This is a genomic window from Phormidesmis sp. 146-33 (assembly GCF_052939515.1).
In genome coordinates this window covers 1-21,939 of sequence record NZ_JBJPHU010000003.1, presented here as the reverse complement: position 1 = coordinate 21,939, position 21,939 = coordinate 1, and the positions used below count along the sequence as shown (strand labels likewise).

Below are 21,939 nucleotides of genomic sequence, written 5' to 3'. Positions count from 1 at the left end.
TTTAGTCAAAACTTCAGTAAGTAGGGAACACTACTCCCAGAATCAATCGAAAATTGTCAGCTCATAACAGAGTAACGCTATGCCTCCCATCCTTGGTAATAACTCGTTCGAGACCGCTAAAGAAATTCTCTCGCCCGCCCTTTCCACCAAAGAAGAATTAGGTTCACTTAGTAGCGCTACGGGGGGAGACCTGACCGACTACTTTAAATTCACCCTTACAGGCAGCAGCAGCATCAGTCTTTCGCTAACCGGATTAACTGGAAATGCACGCCTGAGAGCTTTTTCTGCACCCAACGAAGCGAGTGAAATTACCCCATCAGGCACCAGCAATCCCCAACGTCTCTCAGAGTCCATCATTCTCAACAACGTCCAGCCCGGAACTTACTACGTCAAAGTTGATCTAGACTCCACCGATTCGACGGCGACCTCTGCTGACTACTCACTTAAAGTGGGTGCCAACACCAGCCTCAACTCCAGCAGCATCCTATGGCGCGCAGCCGACGGCACAAATGGGGTGTGGTTGATGAATGGTAAAGATTACAGTGAGGTTGGCTTTACTCCACAAAAAACGAGCAACTGGCGACCGACGGTTGGTGACTTTAATGGAGATGGAGAAGATGATGTCTTTTGGCAAAACACAACGGATGGGTCGCTCGAAATCTGGCTAATGCAGGGCAAAAGCGTGCTAGAGGTTGGAACGCCCAAATTCAACAACCAGTCTCTCTTTTTGGATGCACCCTGGAAATCCTATGTCGGTGATTTTGATGGAAACGGCAAGTCAGACATCTTCTGGCACAACCAGTCCACCGGAGTGACCGCTGTCTGGCTGATGGATGGCATTAAGATTGCCGATGCTAACCTCACGCCTGCATTTCCCGCACGGTCAACTTGGGCACCTGAAATCGCTGACTTTGACGGCAATGGCAACGACGACATCCTCTGGCGAAACGCCCCAACTGGAGAGTTAGCCATCTGGATCATGAAAGGCAGAAACTTGGACACACCGACGAGTTTTAGCTACTTTTCTGGCGTTCCTCGCGAATGGGTGCCCACAGCAGTTGACTTGACTGGAGACGGAGGTGCAGACCTGCTCTGGCGCAACACCTCCACAGGCGACAACGTTGTTTGGCTCATGACAGGCAAAGACCGCCAATCGTTTGACTCCTTGTTTAGTTCTCCAGCTTTGACCTCCTGGACTCCTCAAACAGGGGACTTTAATGGCGACGGAATTACTGATATATTCTGGCGCGACTCCTTTACTCGCAACGGGGTCACGTCAGGGTCTGGCACCAACGGCATTTGGAACCTGGACGGCAATCTGGGCATGGGTCAAAAACTCACCAGTTTTGGTTTCTTGTTGACTAATGAGGTTAGCTGGAAGATTGAAGCGATTACTGACTTTAACGGTGACGGCAAAGACGACATGCTGTGGCGCAACTCAGATGGAACGGTCGGCGTGTGGCTGATAGACACCACAGGTACAAAACTGACCGAAGGAAAAGCCCTTGCTGACTTTGCGATCGCTCCCTCTAAAGTTCCACTAGATTGGAAAATGGATGGAATTCTCAAGCGCAATCTCACCAACAAGCCCCAGAGCATTAGCGGCCCTTCCGAGGCCACTGCTTTTGATGTTGGCACTCTCAACACCGGGACGAATGTCAGTCCTGCTACACCAGGAGTCTATCGAGATACTGTGACGGCGACAGCTCCTGACTTCTTTAAGTTCAATATTGCTACCCAGTCGAATTTTACGATGACTCCGACGGGCAGCGTAACACTGCAACTATTTAGACAGGGAGCAGCGGGCACTCCATCGACTTTAGTTGCTTACACAGCAGGAATGGATTTAGGAGTCGGCACCTACTTTGTCAAAGTTAATACGACTGCAAATACCTCCACTGCTTACAGCTTGACTCTGTTGGGGACACCTCAAATCGTCAATCTCTTGGGTGAAAGCTTTACGGCTCCGGTTCAGATTCCGCTAGACGAACCCTCAACGGCTACGCCAAATCCCGCAACAAAGGTCAATGTCAGCTACAGCATCAGAAATGGTGGAACTGTCTCTGTGAGCGGGGTCAAGGTGAACTTTGTCATCTCCAGAGATAGCGTGATTGATGCCAGTGATCGCCTGATCGGAACAGACCTCGTACAACAGACGATCGCAGCAGGCAGCCCCTCCACAGTCCGAACCAGCCAAGTGACCCTGCCTAATATCGAAGACACTTTCTGGACAGTAGACAAAAACTATTACATCGGCGTGATCGTTGACCCAGACAATGCCTTCACAGAGACCAGCGAAACCGATAACTTTAATGTCGCGATCGCCAAGGACAAGTTTGAAGTTAATGTAACAAGAACAATCACGGCTGATCCCAGAGCCATCAGCTTGAGCGTAACCCCATCGACCTCGATTCCAATTACCTCATCAAGTAGCAGCACTCTATCAGCGACCTATGCGATCGGCAACGCTGGCAATAAGGCAATTCTTGACAGTGAGACGATACTCACTAAGTTCTATCTCTCAGAGGATAACGTTTTTGGCCCCGGCGATCGAGATCTCAATGAGATTCCGAACGCAATTCCTGCTAGAACTGACCTATCTCCTGCTCAAATCAATTTAGCATTACCACCTAAAGGGGATACGGTTTGGCGGAACCTGACAGGAACACAACAGTTCTACATCATTATGGTGGTCAACACAAATGGTATTCCTGAGTCAGATCCCACCAATAATCTGACATCGAGTGCGATCACGGTTGATTTGGGTGTCTAAGCTGTTTTGATTCTATTTGTCGTCAGGGGTGCAAATGTGTGCCCCTTTTTTGTGGCTACTCTACTTCGACGGCGGGGGTCGAGCATTGGGTTGAGATGTCGTTAGTTTTGGGATAGGCGCTCAGGAGCCGCAGAAAATATTCACTGTCAAAGCTGCGGGGATCTATCCGTTGGCGCGATCGATCCACCAGTCGATGAGTCGTAATTCGGGATTGTGGCACTCCTGTTTTGGCGACGAGCCACGCTAGAGATTGATATTGTGCTCTTGTGTAGCCACTGTGTCGAGTCGCATCGTCGCGCCCGTCGGGAGGGGTGACGAGAGAAATGTGATAGGCAAAGTTATTCACAGAGGGCGGAAAGTCAGGATTAGTTCTGACTGCCTCAATGCCGATCGCGCTTTCAAACACAGAATTTCCGGCTCCAAAGGCGCGACGATCGGGCGGCACCAGATAAGTCACGGTTCCATCTTCTCTAATTAAGGTGTGATAGCTGACCTGATCGTTATCGTTGGGATGGGGCGTTTGAAAAAAGCTGATCGTGCCCTGACCAGAGCCAACGGTTTCGTGGAGAACGACGATCGGCTCCTGGTTAACGGGGTTGCCAGCGAGGTCTTGCAAAAAACGCCGCCCAAAGTTGGTGGGGTGTGCCAGTGCGACCACTTCTCTGGGTGTGTAGATCGGCTGAGTTTTGGGCAAGTCGTCTTTAGTGGGAACGATCGCGCTAGAGTCCTGTCTAAATCGACTTAGGGGAATTTGTTCTCGAATCGCCGGGGGCACTTTTGTCAATTTGTTCTTTTTGGCGATGGGTTTGAGGGCACAGGCACTAGAAAGTGTAGAACCGTCAAAGGATTGTGAGGGCTGGCTGAGAGCAGGGGGAGTAGAAAGGCGAATTTTGATTCCTTCGACCACTTCGGTATGACCAGAGTAGGCTCCCAGAACGATCGCAATTACGCTCAACGCCAGGATGATGAGAGTTTGTAACGGTTTTTTCATGCCAGTAGGGTTCATTCGGAGGGGGGCGATCGCAAAAGGAGCCTTTCATGACTCATGCTTAGAGAGCAATTTATTACTGTCGATCGATTTTGGCAAGTCGTTTTTCTAACTGAGTAACGCGCTCTTTAAGTTCGATGACAAGTGTGGCGAGTCGGTCAAACTGGGGATCAGCAGAAGCAACCCGTGGACGGCTTTGTGGCACTGGGTTTGAAGGAAGTGAGGGAGCAACGCTCGATCGAGGAATGCGAGACTCAATCTGACTCAGGCGACTTTGTAGCCCAAAAAAATCAGTTTCCAGGCGCGACACACGAGAGTCTAACCCCGCTTGCGCTTGTGCCGGAGAGCAGCTTTGTAAAGGGAGCATACAGAGGATAGCAAGGGCGATCGCGAAAAATTTACCCATCATTTCTGAGGCGGTTTCTGAATCTGAGGTCTGTTGCTTAAATTAAAATAGAAGATCATCTTCAGTGCGTGAACCTCTAGCTGAAGAACGAACTTACGCGCTAAATCGTTGTTGGAGAGCGAGGAGGGAGAACTTCGTTACAACCAAATTCTTACAACCAAATTCTTACAACTCAAATAGTCATCGTTCAAAGGCCAAAATCCTATATCGAGAGTCTTAAGTTCTTCCCGTTTCTGTCAACGCTTTGAGATGAGTCAGTCACAACGCTGTCAAATGAGACTCATACAGTAATAACACTGGACGTTTTTACAACCTGCCATGTTCCCTTTTCCTGTCGCGGTTCTCGTTGTTGGGTTCGTCGTCGCTTCTGGGTTTGCAACAATCCGCTATTTGTTTCCGCAGGGTGCCGAAAGAAAGGAAGCAGAGGTGAGAGATGAGATGAGTGTTGGGAGGCCGGAGCGATCGCACTCAATCCGCTAAGGTGACGTAAATTGAATTCAGTTTTTTTGCTTTGTGGATTGGCACCTCAACTCCTTAATTTTGGGGAACCTTCAGGCAAAGTTTTTGGTGCGTGATGCTGAAACAGGGGCAATAGACAATTGATGTTCAGTTGTCCAGCTTTCTCCCTCTTCCCGCCATATGAAAGGTTCTCCCATTTGGTTGTCCAGCATTTATCTTCAAGCGGCTTACTGGGACGATCGCTTGCGGTAGTGCTGATTTGTGATGGGTTGGGGAGTTGATTTAATTGACGATTGCAGTAGGAATTTTTGCGATCGCAGGGTCAAAAGGTCAAGGTTTTGCTATTGCCTACCGACAGTTTTGTTGATGGTGTAGTGGGGTAAATCGTTCGGCAAAGTTGGGATAGCGCTGTTTGACCCAGTTGGGGAGTGCGGTGTGCGGATGCTCAATGAGTTGGCGCTTGAGAAGTTCTGTAATATCGTCTAACTCGTTGACTAAATCAAAGACAAAAATGTCAAAGGGCATTCGATCGTAAGTATTAAAATCTAGTTCTAAAAAGTGTTCGATATCCAAATCTTTGCCAACCCCTAATACAAAAATTTTGATCATTTTATGGTGTTCGATCTGAGTACAAGCTTTAGCAATACAGTCAATAAACTGAGTTTCGTCATTAAATAAACCATCCGTATAAATGAGAAAAAAAGCACCTCGATCGTTTCTTTTTCCTTCTGCTACCCAGGTGTCTAAGCAGGTTTGAAGTGTGGGACTAATGACAGTATTATTTCGAGGTGGATTTTGGGTAAACAGGGTTTGAATCTGTCCAGCATCAGTGACGATCGTTGGAGTGGCGGGGGCTTGATTACGATTAAAAAAGTAGACTGAGATACGATCGCAAATCTTTTGGGCTGTTCTGCGACAGGGTTTGTTTTGAGCCGAAAGAATGGCAAATACGTGGCCTTCGATAATCTCTTGTAAATAGCTGTAGCGTGTTTGATTTCCGGTATCTGCGTCTTTTCGCACCATTGAGCCACTTTGATCAATCAGAATAAAAACATCGCGATCGTAGATCGTTTCAAATTTGCCTTCTTTAACTGATTTTGTGACCGATTCAAATGAATTAATTAGTGAGGGGAACTGTAGCAAATTGTTCGATCGAACCTCTGATTGAGTGTGTGGCTCTTCTTCTGAAGAAGTTGCTGTGTCTGAAACTTGCATTACTAATTCAGGTTTATAACGAGCAAACAGCGCAATCAAATCAGGACGTTTTGAAAATCTTTCTCCGCTTTGGTTAGCTAATTCAAAAACCTCGCAAATTTTCTCAATATGCTTTCTAACGGTCGCTTCTACAATGTGTAATGACTGAGCGATCGCCCGATTGCTTTCCCCAGCCAAAACCTTGATCAAAACCTGTCGCTGTCGAGATGAGAGGCGATTAAATCGGTCAATTAACTTTTGCTGATTCATACGATAGATTCCTGATTATTGATACAAACTCAGCAGTTAGCTGCGCTAATTAATAGAATAGACTTCGCTCAATTTATGCCATTGTTTTATTGCTATTGTGTAGTCAGATCATACACATTTGTGAGTTCTATTCTAAGCTGAAATCGACGCTACACACATGAGTAACCCAACGAATTGCTGTGAGTGTTTTTACACAAAAGTCAAATTTTTAATTAAGTTGAATTAATTTAAATTTATGAGCGATGAGTCAGCCGATCGACAAAACAAAGCGTTTGGTGATCGACCCATTACCCGTGATCAAAGTTCAAGAGTTGTTTGACAATTTCAGTTCTCCTTGCAGGGGCACTTCTCACTTGCCCAGAGGAATAAAGAACCTTGAAACCCTCTCCTACTTGGGAGGATCAAACAATCTCTCAAAGCCCATCACTGTAACAAGCTGACTGTCATTGCAGTTGTTCCTTCTCACAAAAATAATATGACCTCTCAAACAGTTTCTTCTGTGTCATCTCCTCTATGGCACCACCTTTCTGCATCTCAGGTAACTCAAACCTTGGGTAGCGATTTACAAACAGGATTAACCATTCAAGAAGTTTTAGATCGACAAAAAAAGCATGGTGCAAATGAGTTAACAGGCAAAAAATCAAAGCCAGGTTGGTTAAAATTTATTCTGCAATTTAATCAGCCTTTAATTATTATTTTGGTCGGTGCAGGTATTATCAAAGCCCTGATTGGTGAATGGTTAAATGCCAGCGTCATTTGGGGAGTTACGACAACCAACGCCACTATTAGTTTTTTGCAAGAAGCCAAGGCCGAAGGAGCGATCGCCGCGCTTGCCGAGTCCATGAGTACCGAAGCGACTGTAATTCGTGAGGGCAAAAAGCTCAGAATTTCTTCAAAAGAATTGGTGCCCGGAGATCTGGTGCTGTTGACATCGGGCGATAAGGTGCCAGCCGATTTACGACTGATCAAAGTGCGGGATTTGCAAATCGATGAATCAGCCCTAACCGGGGAATCGGTAGCGATCGAAAAAGAAGCCGAAAACACTGGAGAACCGCCGATTTTAGAACCCGAAACGCCCCTCGCAGAACGCGGCAACATGGCTTACGCTGGCGGATTTGTCACGTTTGGGCAGGGCACTGGATTGGTCACGGCGATCGGCAATGAGACTGAAACGGGCAAAATTTCCCAACTCCTAGAACAGCGAGTCGATCTAACCACGCCATTGACGCGCAAGTTCAATCAATTTAGCCAAAACTGGTTGTTTTTTGTGTTGGGGATGGCGACCCTTACCTTTGCGGTTGGTCTGGGGCAGCGCAGTTTTAGTGATGCGATCGAGGCCGCCGTTGCTTTAGTCGTTGGGGCGATTCCTGAAGGGTTGCCTGCGGTGATCACGGTGACGCTGGCGGTGGGGGTTTCTCGCATGGCAAAACGACACGCCATTATTCGCAAATTGCCTGCGGTCGAAACGTTGGGCGGCGCGACGGTGATCTGTTCTGACAAAACGGGGACGCTGACCGAAAATCAGATGACAGTGCAGGAAATCTATGTGGGCGGCGAGTCTTATACAGTCACAGGCGGCGGTTATAGTCCTGATGGCGAAATTTTGCTAGAAGAGCGATCGCTGCCTCAAATTCCACCCGTCTTGCAGGAATGTCTGGTCGCGGGGGTCGTGTGTAATGATTCTCACCTAGAACATGAGGCGGCTCGCTGGATGGTGGTGGGCGATCCGACTGAGGGGGCGCTCTTGACATCGGGGAGCAAAGCAGGATTGGATCAAGCAAATTTGCTGCGATCGCTCCCTCGTCTCGATTCCATTCCTTTTGAGTCTCAGTTTCAATACATGGCTACGCTACATCAGGGTAAAGGCGAAAATTTGCTCTATGTCAAAGGCTCTGTTGAGTCGATGCTGTCGCGCTGTCAAGTGGCGCTCAATGCAGAAGGACAGACCGTTGACCTCGATCGCACCCTGATCGAGCAGCAAGTAGACGCGATGGCAAAACAAGGATTGCGGGTGCTGGCCTTCGCTAAGAAACAAGTGAGCGATCGCCAAACCACCGTTGACCATTCTGACCTCGAAACCGGGCTGGTCTTTTTGGGACTGCAAGGCATGATCGATCCGCCTCGACCAGAAGCGATCGCCGCCGTTCACGCCTGCCAGTCTGCCGGAATTCAGGTGAAGATGATCACCGGGGATCATATCGGGACGGCAACCGCGATCGCTCGTCGTATGGGCTTTCGCAAAGATCGCAAAGTTAAGGCGTTTACCGGGGCTGCTCTAGCTGAGATGAATCCGTCAGAGTTGGCCAACGCCGTCGAAGAAGGGGTCGTCTTTGCGCGAGTCGCTCCAGAACAAAAGCTGCGATTGGTAGAGGCGTTGCAGTCTAGAGGCGAAGTGGTGGCAATGACGGGAGATGGAGTCAACGATGCACCCGCTCTCAAACAAGCCGACATTGGAATCGCGATGGGCAGCGGCACCGAAGTCTCTAAAGAAGCGGCGGATATGCTGCTTACAGACGATAACTTTGCGTCGATCGCGGCGGCCGTCGAGGAAGGGCGATCGGTCTACAAAAACCTGATCAAAGCTATTTGCTTCATTCTTCCGGTCAATGGGGGCGAGTCGATGACCATTTTGATCAGCACATTGTTGGGTCGCGAATTGCCCATTTTGTCGCTACAAATCCTCTGGCTTAATATGCTCAACTCAATCACGATGACGGTGCCTCTCTCCTTTGAGCCAAAGTCGGCCGGCGTGATGAAACAGGCACCCCGCCCCGTTAACGAACCCTTTCTCACCACCAATCGGATTAAGCGCATTCTCGCCGTGTCGCTCTACAATTGGACGCTGATCTTTGGCATCTTTGAATGGGTACGTCAGGCTCCCTGGGGCAGTATCGAACTTGCTCGGACAATGGCGATTCAAGCATTAGTCATGGGGCGCATCTTTTACCTCTTAAGTATTAGTCAACTAATCCCTTCTCTGCTGGCTAAATGGAGCGGTGCTAAAGAAAAAGTTAGTGGTGCCCCAGCGCTTGCGGTTGGGATTGGTCTAGCGATTATTCTGCAAATTATCTTTAGCAACTCTACCTTTATCAATCAAATTTTCAAGACGGCTCCGATGTCTTTGGATCAGTGGCTGGTTTGTTTTGGAGCCAGTTTGCCGATGATTGCGATCGCCTACTATGTCAATCGATTTGATCCACCCAATTAAAGGCCAATTAAAGGGATGAGGGAGAACTTCGATGATCTGTTCCCCCTTTGGGGGTAATCCGCTGCGCGAGAAGGGAGAACTTTGTTCCGCTTCGCGAGGAGGGATGAAGGATGGGGCGTTGCTGAATCAGGGGATGAATTGCCCCAGAGCGGAGGGAACCCCAATGCTCAAAGTCCCCCATTTTTGGGGGATTTAGGGGGCGGAAAGATTGACACTTCCCAACAGATTCATCCCTCCAATCAGCAACGCCAAGGATGGCATCAATTGATTTTGAGCGTCCAACATTCCTCATTTCGTTTCTGGATCAGTCCCCACTAGATAATTGAAACGTTTGGAGAATTGTGCGTCTCTCAGGTAAAGTTTTGAGTATTAAATTGAGGAAATATTGAGAAATCAAAACTGATACCTCACAAATCCAGGCGATCGCACCCAATTCCGAAGAATTTCGATCGCTCTCTGTCCTCTCCAAAAACTCCGTGATATCGTTCCAAGAACCCATAAGACAACGGGGAGGAGGCACCTTGAGCTACTTCCAAGATGCAAAAGCGCACTTCATTCAATCTCATCAAAATCCGATCAATCAGGCGCTCCATCATCTGACCAATGTTCTGGCGATCGCCGCTGTGATCTATCTGTTTTACGACTGGCGAGTTACCGTTTTCTGTCTCGTGTTGACTCAGGTATTTGCCCTCGGTGGACACGCTTTTTTTGAGAAAAATGAACCCGCTTTTGTCAAATATCCCGGCATTACGATTTTGGCTTCTCTTTCCTGGTCAGCCGAGCATTGGTTCGGAATTCGTCAACTCTGGCAACATTTTCGCCACAAAGTTTCAGCCTAAAAGCTAACAGCTATCCGCTAAAATATTCACGCCACGGAGACTCTAATGTACGAAGGTTTACTGGTCATTGATGCTGATGCCCACAAGCTAGAAAATCCCCTCGTGATTCGGGATTATATTGAGCCAGAATATCGCGATCGTGTTGGCTTAATTGTTGATAATCTGGGCGACCAAAGAATGCGCGTCGTAGACTTTAATCCTGCAACCGGAGAAAATGATCTCGTTCGGCTGTTTCCCCAACCTCAAGGATTAGGGAAAGGCGGCTTTCGCAATCTCCATCCCGAAACGACCCTTGGCGCAATGTTCAATCAGACGCGCATCCAACACATGGACGAAGAAGGCGTTGACATTCATGTGATCTTTGGAACGTGGAATCTCAGCTTTGGCAGCTATCTCGATAAGGATATGGCGATCGCCCTCTGTCGTGCCTACAACAACTACATGGCTGAAGACTGTCGCGGATATGGTGGACGACTGAAGCCGATCGGCGTTCTTCCCATTCAAGACGTAGCCGAATCGGTCAAAGAAATGCACCGTTGCGTCAATGAATTGGGCATGGTCGGCGTGATGGTGCCCCCTAATCTGGCGATCCCGCATCCCAAAGCGCCGGATGCTTTCCCAGAGATCCGCACTTGTAAAACAATGAGTCACCCTGACTTTGCCCCGATTCTGCAAGCGGCGGTTGACCTCGATATCGCGCTGAGTATTCATGGCGGGCCGGGTTCCTACATGGTCGGCGGCATTTCTGACCACACCGATACGTTTGTGTTGAGCCACGTTTTCGTGCAGCGTAACCAGCAGCAGTTAGCGTTAGCCAGAATGGTTTTTGACGGAGCCTTTGAGCGCTTTCCGACTTTGAGAGTAGGCTTCCTTGAAGGCGGCTGTGGCTGGCTCCCGGATCTGGCTCACTCCTTCCACGAGCATTGGGAAAAGCGGATTCGGGACTTTGACCCCACCCAACCCTATCGCCCTTCGCTGATGGAATTCACCAAACTGATGATTCAGGAGCGCGGGGTTCACAACAACAGCAACATCATCAGTCAGGCCAAAAACCTGTTTGACCTGATGTGGAACAAGCAGCACGATCCCACCAAGATCACCGACTCCAGCCTCTACGAACACTACGATTTGCGCCACCGCGACCCGCTGGAATACTTCTCACGCGGACAGATCTTTACCTCCTTTGAGTCTGACGATCCCGCGCCCGCCTATCTTCCTGCCGCGATGGGTGAAGTCGGCAAACACCTGGCCTGCTTCTCTGGCGACTACGGTCACTGGGATGGCGTTCTCAAAGATTGCGTCAAGTCAGTGGCTGAAACTGCCGAGTACGATCGCGATCACCTCGCCCTGCTCTTCTCTGGTAACGCGCTGGATCTATATGGCGATCGCCTGCGTCAGTCTCTCCCCGAAAACCTCACGAGTGCAGCCCTGGTAACGGCAAGTTAGGGATGAAGGAGGAGGGAGGGCTTTGCCCCGCGTTCGCGAGGAGAGATGAAAAAGGCTGAGATCTTGCGTCTTGTGATCAGGAACGCAGAAAATACATCCTTCGTCCTGAATAAACTAGAGAGAGATGCAGGAAGAAGGAAACCCCCTTGCCCTTCATCCCTCCTCCCTCATCCCTCATCCCTCTCCCTATGGCTTCGATCGCTCGCAAAAATCTCTTTGAAGACATTCCTCGATTCATGGTTGCCCAGGCGGGCATTATGTTCGCGGTGAGTCTGGTGACGATTCAACTTGGTGTTCTCAAAGGCTTTACTCGCTCAACCGCTCTCTTGATTGATCACTCCAGCGCTGATCTGTGGGTCGCCTCCAAAGAAATGGTGCATCTGGAACTAACTTCTGCGATCGTGGCCGAGCAAGTGGTACGGGCGCAAAAAGTTCCGGGGGTCGATCGGGCAGAGGCGCTGATGATTCGCTCTAGCATCTGGCGCAACAGTGCAGGGCAAATCACCCCCATTAGAATTTTTGGCTTTAATCCCAATAGTCGTCTGTTTGCGGGATGGAACGTCTCCCAGGGCAATCTGAAGGATCTCAACCAGCCCTACACCGTTATGGTCGATCAGGGCAGTTTGCGAAATGCCGGACTTCAGAAGCTAGGAGATCAAGGTAAGATAGGGTCACTTCCGGCTCGATTGGTGGGCATGTCATCAAATACGCAGTCAAATGCGTCCAGCGTGTTTATCTTCACTTCATTAGAAAACGCCAACGCTTACTCCACTGCGGGACTCAACACTTCAGTCAACTGCACCCGCGATCCCGAAGGCAGTCTCGCCTGCACCAACGCTTTTGAGAATGTGCCCCTCAATGCCGCGCCTGTCACGCCACCCACCCCCAGAAACCTCAACGTGGCTGACCCCATCTCTTATGTCCTGATTCGAGCCAAATCGGGCGAAGACTTATCTCAGCTAAGACAACGCCTCGAAGCCACCTTACCCAACACGCGCGTCTACACCCAAGCCGAAATCGCCAGCCAAACTCGCGAATATTGGACAGAACGCACGGGTGTCGGATTTATTCTCGGACTAGGGGCGACGGTTGGCTTTATTGTCGGCATGGTGATTGTTGGTCAGATCCTCTACTCCTCCGTCTCCGACCACCTGCGCGAGTTTGGAACACTCAAAGCAATGGGCGCGTCAAATTGGGTAATCTACAGCGTCATTCTCGAACAAGCGCTGTGGATGGCGGTTTTGGGGTATCTGCCCAGTATGGCACTCTGTCTCGGACTGGGCGCTTGGACGCAAGCCGCGAAAGGCATTATGATTCTCATCACTCCAGCGACTGCCGGGGGCGTTTTTGTCCTCACGATCGTCATGTGTGTCGGGTCGGCCCTGTTTGCAGTTCAAAAAGTGACCCGTGTTGACCCAGCGATCGTCTTCAAGGCGTGATAATGGATTGTAATGATCCGTAATATTTATCAAAGTTACTGGGTTCAATCTTGAAGTTCAATTGTTACCCCAAAGGAAATCTGGGCGCAATCTGTAGACTAGATCATAAGGTTGATTTTGATCCTCATCTGGATTTGAGTCAACCTACGATGAACTTACTCTAAGACCAGCGCTTCCCAACGACTCCCCACATACCGCCGTCTAACCGATCACCTATCAAACTTTTTAAAGAATGACTGCTACCCAAATTGATCTACTGCAACGTGCCGGGAGTCAGGCAACCTCTACCCTCACACCCCGCAAAGGCAAGATTGAGGTGACGACGGTTTCGCCCGGAAGCTGTGACGCAATTTCTTCAGAAGCCTGTACGGCGATCGCGGCACGGGGCGTAGAAATGGTCTACCGATCAGGGAGGGAGCAGTTTCAGGCACTCAAGGGTGTGGATCTGGATGTAAAATTTGGCGATGTCCAACTTTTGATGGGGCCGTCTGGGTCTGGTAAAACGACGCTTCTTTCAATTTTGGCTGGCATTCTCACACCGACTCAGGGCAGTGTACGTCTGTTGGGAGAAGAAATCACTCGTCTGTCTAGCGCCAAGCTGGCCCAATTTCGCCTCGAAAACATTGGTTTTATTTTTCAGGGCTTCAACTTGTTTCCCGCTTTGACTGCTTTAGAAAACATAGAAGTCGCCCTCAAGCTCAAGGGAATCCGGGGAGCCACAGCCCGTAAGCAAGCGCTGGATCTGCTCGAACAGGTTGGTCTCGTCGATAAAGCCAAACAACACCCTCAAGATCTCTCAGGAGGGCAAAAACAACGAGTCGCGATCGCCCGCGCCCTAGCGGGAAATCCTCAACTAATCATGGCCGACGAACCAACTGCCGCCCTCGATTCTCACAACGGTCATGCGGTGATTGACTTACTTCGCAACCTGGCTAAAGAAAAAAGCCGGACTGTTCTAATCGTCACCCACGATCCCCGCATCATTGATGTAGCTGACAGCGTAGCCTACCTAGAAGATGGCGTTTTGCAAGCAAGATAGACGGGATGGGGCAGCACGATCGTCCTTACTTGTAGAAAAACTTGTAGAAAACAATTGCTCCACTCAGACGATCCATTCAACGGTCTTCCTTTAGAACGACTCCTAAATTGACCCCATAGAGGGAGAGCAAAACCAAGCTTGACCCATACTATAAGAAATATAACGAGTTGTTGTTAAAGGACTAAAAAAATGCAAAGCAAAGAAACCCGCGCCACCACTGATTTGCCCCCTGTCGCAACTGAGTACAACGGTGTCGATCGCAACGCTTTCCTGTTTGGCTTTAATCCTCAAGCAGAAATCTGGAACGGTCGGTTTGCAATGATTGGTTTTCTCGCATATCTGCTGTGGGACTTAGCTGGCTACAGCGTCCTGCGTGATGTGTTGCACTTTGTCAGCTACACCGCCAAGTAGTATTGAGAACGCTGCACGCCAGGGTAATTTTTTCTGAAAGTGGCAGATTTATTCCTGGGCTGGTTATGACTTTATAGATTTCAAAACGCATAGCTGGTTTTAGGGGGACGTGTACAACAGATACGCCCCCTATTATTGTGGGATTGTTTTTGTCCACAAATCCTTTGAAATGGAACGATCGTAAGCCCAAGGATCGTGAACAAAATCATTATCGACGTAATCTCTTGTTTACTAGATCTTCCCAGAAGGAAGATTGAATGAGAGTTTGGTTTTTAGCGCAGAAGTGGCTCTTTCTGCCAAGACACGATGGGCCGCGGTGGTCGGGTGAATGCCATCCCAAAAGAGAAACCGATCGGGCTGAAGACAAGAACCGTCTAAACAAGCACTCGTGACATTTGTAAAACCAAACTTAGCTGGATTCTCGATCGCCTCCCGGTACAGCGCGTAAGCATCCATTTGAATCAGCGTCGTATCAGGCTGCAATTTTTGACTCAATTGGTTTAACCTGTCAGACAAACCTGAATTGTGGGTTTTAGTAAGCGCACTCAAAGCCCCAGAATTCGCATTGTTGCGCGTCGCTGGAAGCTGCCCCAAGTCAGGTAAATTGGCTATCAGAATTTTCTTTGCCCCCTTGTTGGCGATCGCTGTAATCGCTTGAGACAGATTTTCTAGCACGATCGTTGGGTTGGTTGCCCCATAGAGATAATCGTTTGCGCCTGCCCAAACCACATACAGCCCGGTTGGATCTAATTTTTGGTTGGCTTTGACAAAGTTTTGAATTTGTCCTCCCAGTCCTGGAATGCCGTTGAGACTGCTGGTTCCTGTGGTTGCTCCACCGCAGGCAAAATTGGTATTGCGATCGGGAGTCAGCGCCAATTGAGCGGCGAGGTGCTCGACCCAGACCTGACCATTTGAGTAGCGCCCTTCAAAATAGGGAGGATTGGGCGGATATTGCCCCCCTGTCGCCCGAAACACTACCCCCACGTCAGAGAGGCTGTCGCCAAACACATACAGTTGATTGATTTTGTCAGAAGACTTGTGCATTGAAGTTGTTGCAAACACCATGATGAAAGCTAGGAACGAAAGTCCCGCCGCGAAGATCAGTTTTTTCACACGCGATCGCAAATTGGGGCAGCAGACTTGGAAAAATTTTGGATGAATACAGAATTGAGGATCGATCCAGCGTTCTGTAATATCACTTTACTTAGGCTAACGGACTGAAGCGCGATCGTGCGTCGGTAAACCCGCCTCCTCTAGTCCCGATTTCCGAAGCGCAAAGGCCAACAGACTTTCAGGTTCACCCCTGTCAACCTACACGTTGGCTGATTGGATGATCCCTAACTTTTGGTAGATGCTCTTTCAAAACAAACGGCGTTAGTCTCCAAGGGCGGCAAACAGAGACGCTACTGTAACGATCTATTAAGCCCTTTCAATCATTCACCCCCTTGTCTAGAGCGGTTTTGAGGTTGATTCACCCCAAGGTATTCTAGACAAATCTGCAAGCTGATAGATTTGAGAACCGCTTTACCTGCCTACCATCACTACTGTTGAGGAGATAGCTATGAATTCAAAAAATACTCAGATTCTTGCTGGCATTATCGGAGTTGCTGGTGTCAGCGCTCTACTGAGTTTGCCGTCGTTTGCTTTGCGCCAACCTTCCAATAACGGGGCCGCTCAAAGTCAAGTCGGTCAGTCTCAACTCCTCCAATCTCAAGCGACCCCAGGCAGCGCAACTCCGGGCAGTGCGACTCCGGGTAGTGCAACCCCAGGTAGTGCAACTCCAGGTAGTGCGACTCCAGGTGGCACAAGTGGGACGGATACAACGACTCCTGGTACAGGCACTACGGATACAACGACTCCTGGTACAGGCACCACAGACACAACGACTCCTGGTACAGGCACCACGGACACAACAACTCCTGGCACAGGCACCACAGACACAACGACTCCTGGTACAGGCACTACGGACACAACAACTCCTGGAGCAGGCACCACCACAACGCCCGATAGCACCATCACTCCTGGCGGGACAACGGATACGACGACAACCCCCAGCACGGACGGTTCGACTGACACCACGCCTAACACGGGCACCTCAACCACTCCAAGTACCACAAATGGAAGCGCGTCAGGTGGCGTTCGGGCCCTCTGGTAGGAAGTTAAGCGATCGCTTCCGGTCGTGTTAACAGCCGTCGATTTTGCAGAATGGTGAACAAAAGATAATGATCAGATTCATCATTCTGCATTCTCAGGGTGGAGTAGAATTTTTTGAAAAGCTAATTCTGATCTCTTTGGGAAGAAGATGGGAAAATTTTTGTGGCAGCGATCTCTTCGAGTTACTTGCAGGGAGTCGCTTCGATTACTCGCACTGAGTTGCCTTTTGCAAACTGCGGTTTCATGTCAGCCAAGAGTCAATTCTGAAAGTGTACCGCCGCCTTCACAACCTATCTCGACTCCCAGCCCTCAAAAGTCTGAAGCACCCGCTGAGACGGCAAACGAACCCATTCGTCTGGTAATTTCTCTAAATCGGCGTGAGGTGGGCGTTTATTCGGGCAAAAAGCGGCTCAAAACTTACCCGATCGCGATTGGGCGTGAGGGTTGGGAGACTCCGACGGGTCAGTTTCAAGTCAAGCAGATGATGCAGAATCCGACTTGGATTAATCCGATGAATGGCAAAGTGGTGCCAACGGGTGACCCAAACAATCCTTTAGGAAATTATTGGATTGGCTTTTGGACAGATGGCACCAACTGGATTGGCTTTCACGGAACGCCTGACACAAAATCCGTGGGCAAGGCTGCGTCTCATGGCTGCATTCGGATGTACGCCCGCGATGTGGAAGATTTGTACTATCAAGTAGGTTTGGGTACGCCTGTATCTGTGGTCAATTAGTCAGTTGTGGAGTTACTCCAGTTTTTCGCGATATTTGGTAGTTCTGCCCTAAGCTCTCACTTTACGAGACTTGAAGTAAGATTTCCAGTTGAAAGTTCTTGGGTTGATCTAAATTCGATAAAATCTCTACTTGTAATCGAAGTAAAGCGTTTTCTTAAATTCACGTTAATCAGCTGAGGAACGCTGCGTTTTCGAAACTGCGATCGTCATTGATCCCACAACCACAAATATGGCACCAATGACAGCAAGAACGCTAAGTTGATGAGGAAATTTTAGCCCTGGAAACAGCAGCGATAAGGTGAAGACCGAGACGATCGTTACGATCGGCGTTAAGGAAATTACAGCGCTGACTCGTGACGCATCTAGATGCTCTAATGCTTCTGCGAATGCCCCGTAAGCAACTAACGTGTTGAGACTGCAAAACAAAAGAATCGCCCACTGGAACGCAGTGAGGGTCAGAATTTTTTGAGGAACTGCGATCGGTGTAAACAACAATGCCGAACCTCCATAAATCACCAGCATGATTGCTGAAGAGGGAAGTCGCTGTAATAGCTGTTTTTGGGCCAGCGCATAGATAGCCCACAAGATTGAAGCGATTACTAGCAGCCCACCGCCCAGGATATAGCGATCGACTTGACTCACCAAAACCCGCAACTGCTCCTGAAAAAACAGTGCCATTCCTGCACAAAGAACCGTCAATCCCAGCCATTGCAAAAGGGTGTATCGTTCCTTAAAAATCACCAGAGCGCCCAGCCCCATCAACGTTGAAGAAAGCTGATTAAAAACGCCTCCCGTCGCTGGTGAAGTTCGGATTAAGCCCTGCAAAAATAGCAGATAATTGAGCGCGAGGAATCCAGTCGCGATCGCCAATAATTTCCACACCTGAACGGGTAGACTTCGTAGATTTGGCAACCGACGAGCCGCCGTTAGATAAATCGCCAACAAGCTAAAGGAAACGACAAAGCGAAACCACGTAAGCGTGTAAGCATCCAACGACTGAAGGGCGATCGTGAGCGCGATGGGCAAAACACCCCAAAGAAGTGTCGTCGTCAGCGATAGCCCTAAACCAAGTTGCCAGCGTCCTGAACTGTGATGAAGGGGCATTAGAAAGTTTAGTAGCAGTTTTTCCCTTCAGTACCATACCTTGCATTTCTTAAGCCCGCTCTATACCTAATGTCAGGACTTGGTTAGGACTTGCTCAAAAAAACTTGAAGCCGTCTCAAAGCACACTTTTTCGGAATTTTCATAAAGTGAGTGTGAGGCAGAACAGTAGAAATTTTTCAACTAAGTAAAAACTTTGTGAACGAAGTTGACGATCGCCGAGCGATATACGCAAAATCACTTAAGTCGAGTTAAAAAAGTTCTATCTCCACGTAGCCACCCTCAAATAGGTCAGGGTTGCCAGCTCACCGCTTTATGACTGACCTGACACCTCGCTACTCTGGTTGATATCCATCACAGAATCAGTTCGGATTGCCCTCCTAACGATTTTCGTATGATGACGGTTGACGATCAATCTGCCTCCTCCCCTACCCTTGGGCAGGTCATCGATCGCATCTTATCCACCGGATACATCACCAGTGCTGATCAAAATTACCTGCGGCGAGCAGTTTTGTCAGAAATACCACTGAGTCAAACAGAGCAAAGTCAAGTCAGACGGTTGACCCTCTGGGAATGGGTCTTGTCAGAGTCATGGAGTAAGCTTTTCAATCAGGTTGCATCACCTTCAACGTAAATAGAGACTTCGGTGTTGAATCATCCCTTAGTGATGGTTGAGTGCCGAGCATTTGGAGGTGTACTTTGGTCAATTTAAGCTGTAAAAATCGCGCCAGTGTCTCAGACACAGTTCCGTTAGACATTGACTCAATGGAGTCGGGAGGATGGTATTCCAAAGGCATTGTTTTGAGCGAGTTGGGCTGGCATGAAGCCGCGATCGACTGCCTTGACAAAGCGTTGGTAACCCATTCAGATAAATCGCGCACCTGGAACTACCGAGGGTATGTGTTGGGCAAGTTGGGGCGCTATGAAGCTGCGATCGCCAGCTACGAACAAACTTTTACGCTCAAATCTGACGACCCCAAAGCCCGATACAACTGCGGACGTGCGCTAGTCAAACTGGGACGCTACGAATCTGCTCTCACTCACTTTAACAAAGCGATCGAACTCGCCCCCGACCGCCCAAAATTTTGGTATCAGCGCGGCAAAATTCTAGCTTTGCTCAACCGTCCCCAGGAGGCACTTGCCAGTTTAGAGCAAGCGATCGCCCTTCAGCCAGAGTTTCCCAAAGCATGGGGGCATCGAGGTCGAATTTTGGGTCAGCTTGGCGCGCATCGGCAGGCGATCGAGAGCATCGATTGGGCACTGCACCTCAACCCGCAAGCGATCAAACTCTGGAATATTCGCGCCTACAGTCTGTGGAAATTAGAACGCTTCTCTGATGCCCTGGAAAGCCTTGAGACCGCCATCAGCGCCAAACTTGATCATCCTCATACGTGGGGAATGCGAGGCGTTGTTTTGGGATCGCTGGGTCGGTTAGAAGAATCGCGATCGAGCTTTGAACGAGCACTCAAGCTTCAGCCTGACGACCCTTATTTGCTGTGTAACCTGGGCATTGTGCTGAGAAGACTGGGGCTATTGCAAACTGCGACTGAGTGCTTTGATCGAGCCGTTGTCGCCCATCCTCAAAACGTTAAAGCCTGGGTCATGCGCGGATTGGCGTTCTGGCAACTCGATCAAATTGAAGTAGCCCTCAAAAGTCTCGATCGGGCCTTGATGCTCCAATCCAACCACGCCAAAATCTGGCAATATCGCGGCAACCTGTTGGACAGCGTGAGACAATATGAAGAAGCGATCGGCAGCTACATTCGCGCCTTGATGCTAGAACCTTACAATCAGCAAGGATGGCTTTCTCTGGGGCTGGCGCTCCAACACGCAGGTCACTACACTGAGGCGATCATCAGCTACGACAAAGCATTAGGAATCGTCCCCAACGACCCGATCGCGTTTTATCAAGAGGCTTGCTGTTACGCCTTGCAAAATAATTCGGATTGGGCACTAGAGCATCTAAGACGAGCCATTAGTTTAGCGCCTCGCTATCGAGAGGTTGCCAGGGGCGATCGTAACCTGGACAGTCTGCGCCAAGACTCCCGATTTCAAACACTCCTTTCCCTCAGTTCCGCATCTGCGTCTAATACCAACTCTCTCTGACGTGAATTCGATGAAATCCTTCGCTGCCGTTACAAATCCGGGCAGCCCCCTAAATCTCCCACGAGTGAGGGACTTTGAACGAAGAATAGTATCTAATAGTCCCCCAGATTGGGGGGTTGGGGGGCAGAAGCGCTGAAGACCGAAGCGAAAAACTCCCATCGAATTCACGTCTCTGTGAAGCTGCACAAAGAATCGGTCTAACGTCCAAGAATCTACATTTCACGCGCGATCGGCAGCGAAAATCGAAACGTACTCCCTTTACCTAATTCGCTGTCGGCGGTGATAGTGCCTTTTTGCAATTCAACTAAGCGGCGAGAGATGGCTAACCCAATCCCAGTGCCGCCAGATGAGCGATCGCGGGATCGATCCGATCGCCAAAATCGCTCAAACACATGGGGCAAATCTTCGGCTGAAATGCCTTGCCCGGTATCGACGACCGCAATCCAAATTTTGTCTGACTGACTCCAGGCCCGCAGAGTAACCCTGCCATCGGGCGTATAGCGCAACGCATTGCCAATCAGGTTGATGAGAATTTGTTCGACTCGTTCGGGGTCGGCGATCGCCATCGGTAAATTGGTCGGACAATCCAATCGTAAGATCGTGCCCCCTTCTAACAGTTGGTCAGAAAATCTCAGGACGAGTGCCGCCATCAAAGGACGCAGATACAGCGGTTTTGCGTGGATAGGGAGGTAGCCTGCCTCAGCTTTAGACAGTTCTTGTAGGTCGTTGACGAGCCGATTGAGACGAGTGGTTTCTTTGGCGAGGCGTTGATAGATGTCCGGGGAAGCGTCGATCGTGCCGTCTGCCAGCCCTTCAAGGTAGCCTTCCAGAACGGTGAGCGGCGTTCTCAACTCGTGGGTCAGGTCACCCACCAAATCACGACGGCGTTGTTCGACTCCCTTCAACTCTTCTGCCATGTAGTTAAAGCTTTCTGCCAGCCGATTTAACTCTGGAATTTCATGGGGGGGCACTCGTTCTTCTAAATTGCCGGATGCAAATCGACGGGTGATGTGTTCCATCTGGATCAGCGGTTTGACAATACGTTTTGAAACGAGATAGCTCAATCCTCCGGCTGTCGTCCCGCCGACAATCACTGACCAAAACGCTCCCCGACTCCACGCCGAATCAAACCCATCGACAAGCTGCCGCCGAAAATAGCGAACATCCAACCCCCGTTCTTGCAACTTTTCTAGATGCAGCACAAACAGCCAGGGCGAGTAAAACTTGCCGATCGCCAGTAGGGTGAACAGTCCCACAAACATGACGATCGTATGTGAAAGAAACAGTCTGGCTCGTAGTCCGAGTTTTGCCATACGGGAGGGATGAGGGATGAGGGATGAGGGATGAGGGATGAGGGATGAGGGATGAGG

The 21,939-nt window shown here is 49.5% G+C and carries 18 protein-coding genes; 12 read left to right on the top strand and 6 right to left on the bottom strand.

Annotated elements, in window-relative coordinates:
* Positions 1 to 79: 79 nt before the first annotated feature.
* On the top strand, positions 80 to 2,773 hold the full coding sequence (locus ACJ2PR_RS02030) for an FG-GAP-like repeat-containing protein (protein WP_446875728.1): 2,694 nt from the start codon (positions 80 to 82) through the stop codon (positions 2,771 to 2,773).
* A gap of 55 nt (positions 2,774 to 2,828) precedes the next feature.
* Here the strand turns inward: ACJ2PR_RS02030 and ACJ2PR_RS02025 are convergent, their stop codons facing one another.
* Positions 2,829 to 3,764, bottom strand: a complete 936-nt coding sequence (locus ACJ2PR_RS02025; protein ID WP_446875727.1) for a peptidoglycan recognition protein family protein — start codon at positions 3,762 to 3,764, stop codon at positions 2,829 to 2,831.
* Positions 3,765 to 3,837: 73 nt separating this feature from the next.
* Positions 3,838 to 4,170: a hypothetical protein gene (locus ACJ2PR_RS02020; RefSeq protein ID WP_446875726.1), complete on the bottom strand. Its 333-nt coding sequence runs from the start codon at positions 4,168 to 4,170 to the stop codon at positions 3,838 to 3,840.
* 315 nt (positions 4,171 to 4,485) lie between these two features.
* Between ACJ2PR_RS02020 and ACJ2PR_RS02015 the strand changes: the two genes are divergently transcribed.
* Positions 4,486 to 4,647 carry a hypothetical protein gene (locus tag ACJ2PR_RS02015; RefSeq protein ID WP_446859060.1) on the top strand — a complete coding sequence of 54 codons (162 nt, stop codon included), beginning with the start codon at positions 4,486 to 4,488 and terminating at the stop codon, positions 4,645 to 4,647.
* 327 nt (positions 4,648 to 4,974) lie between these two features.
* Here the strand turns inward: ACJ2PR_RS02015 and ACJ2PR_RS02010 are convergent, their stop codons facing one another.
* Positions 4,975 to 6,090 carry a LuxR C-terminal-related transcriptional regulator gene (locus ACJ2PR_RS02010; protein WP_446871282.1) on the bottom strand — a complete coding sequence of 372 codons (1,116 nt, stop codon included), beginning with the start codon at positions 6,088 to 6,090 and terminating at the stop codon, positions 4,975 to 4,977.
* 499 nt (positions 6,091 to 6,589) lie between these two features.
* Here ACJ2PR_RS02010 and ACJ2PR_RS02005 point away from each other — a divergent pair, with 499 nt between their 5' ends.
* The 6 genes from ACJ2PR_RS02005 (at position 6,590) to ACJ2PR_RS01980 (ending at position 14,472) form a co-directional block, all read left to right on the top strand.
* Positions 6,590 to 9,298: an HAD-IC family P-type ATPase gene (locus ACJ2PR_RS02005; RefSeq protein WP_446875725.1), complete on the top strand. Its 2,709-nt coding sequence runs from the start codon at positions 6,590 to 6,592 to the stop codon at positions 9,296 to 9,298.
* Between the two features lie 521 nt (positions 9,299 to 9,819).
* Positions 9,820 to 10,137, top strand: a complete 318-nt coding sequence (locus ACJ2PR_RS02000) for an Mpo1-like protein (RefSeq protein ID WP_446875724.1) — start codon at positions 9,820 to 9,822, stop codon at positions 10,135 to 10,137.
* A 45-nt stretch (positions 10,138 to 10,182) separates the two neighbouring features.
* A complete protein-coding gene (locus tag ACJ2PR_RS01995) occupies positions 10,183 to 11,583 on the top strand; it encodes an amidohydrolase family protein (protein ID WP_446859056.1) in 1,401 nt (466 codons plus the stop codon).
* A 188-nt stretch (positions 11,584 to 11,771) separates the two neighbouring features.
* Positions 11,772 to 13,022 (top strand): FtsX-like permease family protein, encoded by a 1,251-nt coding sequence (locus ACJ2PR_RS01990; RefSeq protein ID WP_446875723.1) that lies wholly within the window; start codon positions 11,772 to 11,774, stop codon positions 13,020 to 13,022.
* 232 nt (positions 13,023 to 13,254) lie between these two features.
* Positions 13,255 to 14,061, top strand: coding sequence for an ABC transporter ATP-binding protein (locus ACJ2PR_RS01985; protein ID WP_446859054.1), 807 nt, complete (start codon positions 13,255 to 13,257; stop codon positions 14,059 to 14,061).
* 189 nt (positions 14,062 to 14,250) lie between these two features.
* A complete protein-coding gene (locus tag ACJ2PR_RS01980) occupies positions 14,251 to 14,472 on the top strand; it encodes a chlorophyll a/b-binding protein (protein ID WP_446871287.1) in 222 nt (73 codons plus the stop codon).
* Positions 14,473 to 14,703: 231 nt separating this feature from the next.
* Here ACJ2PR_RS01980 and ACJ2PR_RS01975 read toward each other — a convergent pair whose 3' ends face one another.
* On the bottom strand, positions 14,704 to 15,516 hold the full coding sequence (locus tag ACJ2PR_RS01975; RefSeq protein WP_446875722.1) for an SGNH/GDSL hydrolase family protein: 813 nt from the start codon (positions 15,514 to 15,516) through the stop codon (positions 14,704 to 14,706).
* A gap of 517 nt (positions 15,517 to 16,033) precedes the next feature.
* Here ACJ2PR_RS01975 and ACJ2PR_RS01970 point away from each other — a divergent pair.
* Both ACJ2PR_RS01970 and ACJ2PR_RS01965 read left to right on the top strand, forming a co-directional pair.
* A complete protein-coding gene (locus ACJ2PR_RS01970) occupies positions 16,034 to 16,627 on the top strand; it encodes a hypothetical protein (RefSeq protein ID WP_446875721.1) in 594 nt (197 codons plus the stop codon).
* Positions 16,628 to 16,852: 225 nt separating this feature from the next.
* A complete protein-coding gene (locus tag ACJ2PR_RS01965) occupies positions 16,853 to 17,362 on the top strand; it encodes a L,D-transpeptidase (protein ID WP_446871289.1) in 510 nt (169 codons plus the stop codon).
* 165 nt (positions 17,363 to 17,527) lie between these two features.
* Here the strand turns inward: ACJ2PR_RS01965 and ACJ2PR_RS01960 are convergent, their stop codons facing one another.
* Positions 17,528 to 18,466: a DMT family transporter gene (locus ACJ2PR_RS01960; RefSeq protein ID WP_446875720.1), complete on the bottom strand. Its 939-nt coding sequence runs from the start codon at positions 18,464 to 18,466 to the stop codon at positions 17,528 to 17,530.
* A gap of 391 nt (positions 18,467 to 18,857) precedes the next feature.
* On the opposite strand from ACJ2PR_RS01960, the gene ACJ2PR_RS01955 reads away from it, so the two are divergent.
* Together ACJ2PR_RS01955 and ACJ2PR_RS01950 are read left to right on the top strand one after the other, a co-directional pair.
* Positions 18,858 to 19,097 carry a hypothetical protein gene (locus ACJ2PR_RS01955; RefSeq protein WP_446871743.1) on the top strand — a complete coding sequence of 80 codons (240 nt, stop codon included), beginning with the start codon at positions 18,858 to 18,860 and terminating at the stop codon, positions 19,095 to 19,097.
* A gap of 65 nt (positions 19,098 to 19,162) precedes the next feature.
* Positions 19,163 to 20,569: a tetratricopeptide repeat protein gene (locus ACJ2PR_RS01950; RefSeq protein WP_446875719.1), complete on the top strand. Its 1,407-nt coding sequence runs from the start codon at positions 19,163 to 19,165 to the stop codon at positions 20,567 to 20,569.
* Positions 20,570 to 20,781: 212 nt separating this feature from the next.
* Here ACJ2PR_RS01950 and ACJ2PR_RS01945 read toward each other — a convergent pair.
* Positions 20,782 to 21,939, bottom strand: a 1,158-nt coding sequence (locus ACJ2PR_RS01945) for a sensor histidine kinase (protein ID WP_446875718.1), incomplete at its 5' end; no start/stop codon positions are given.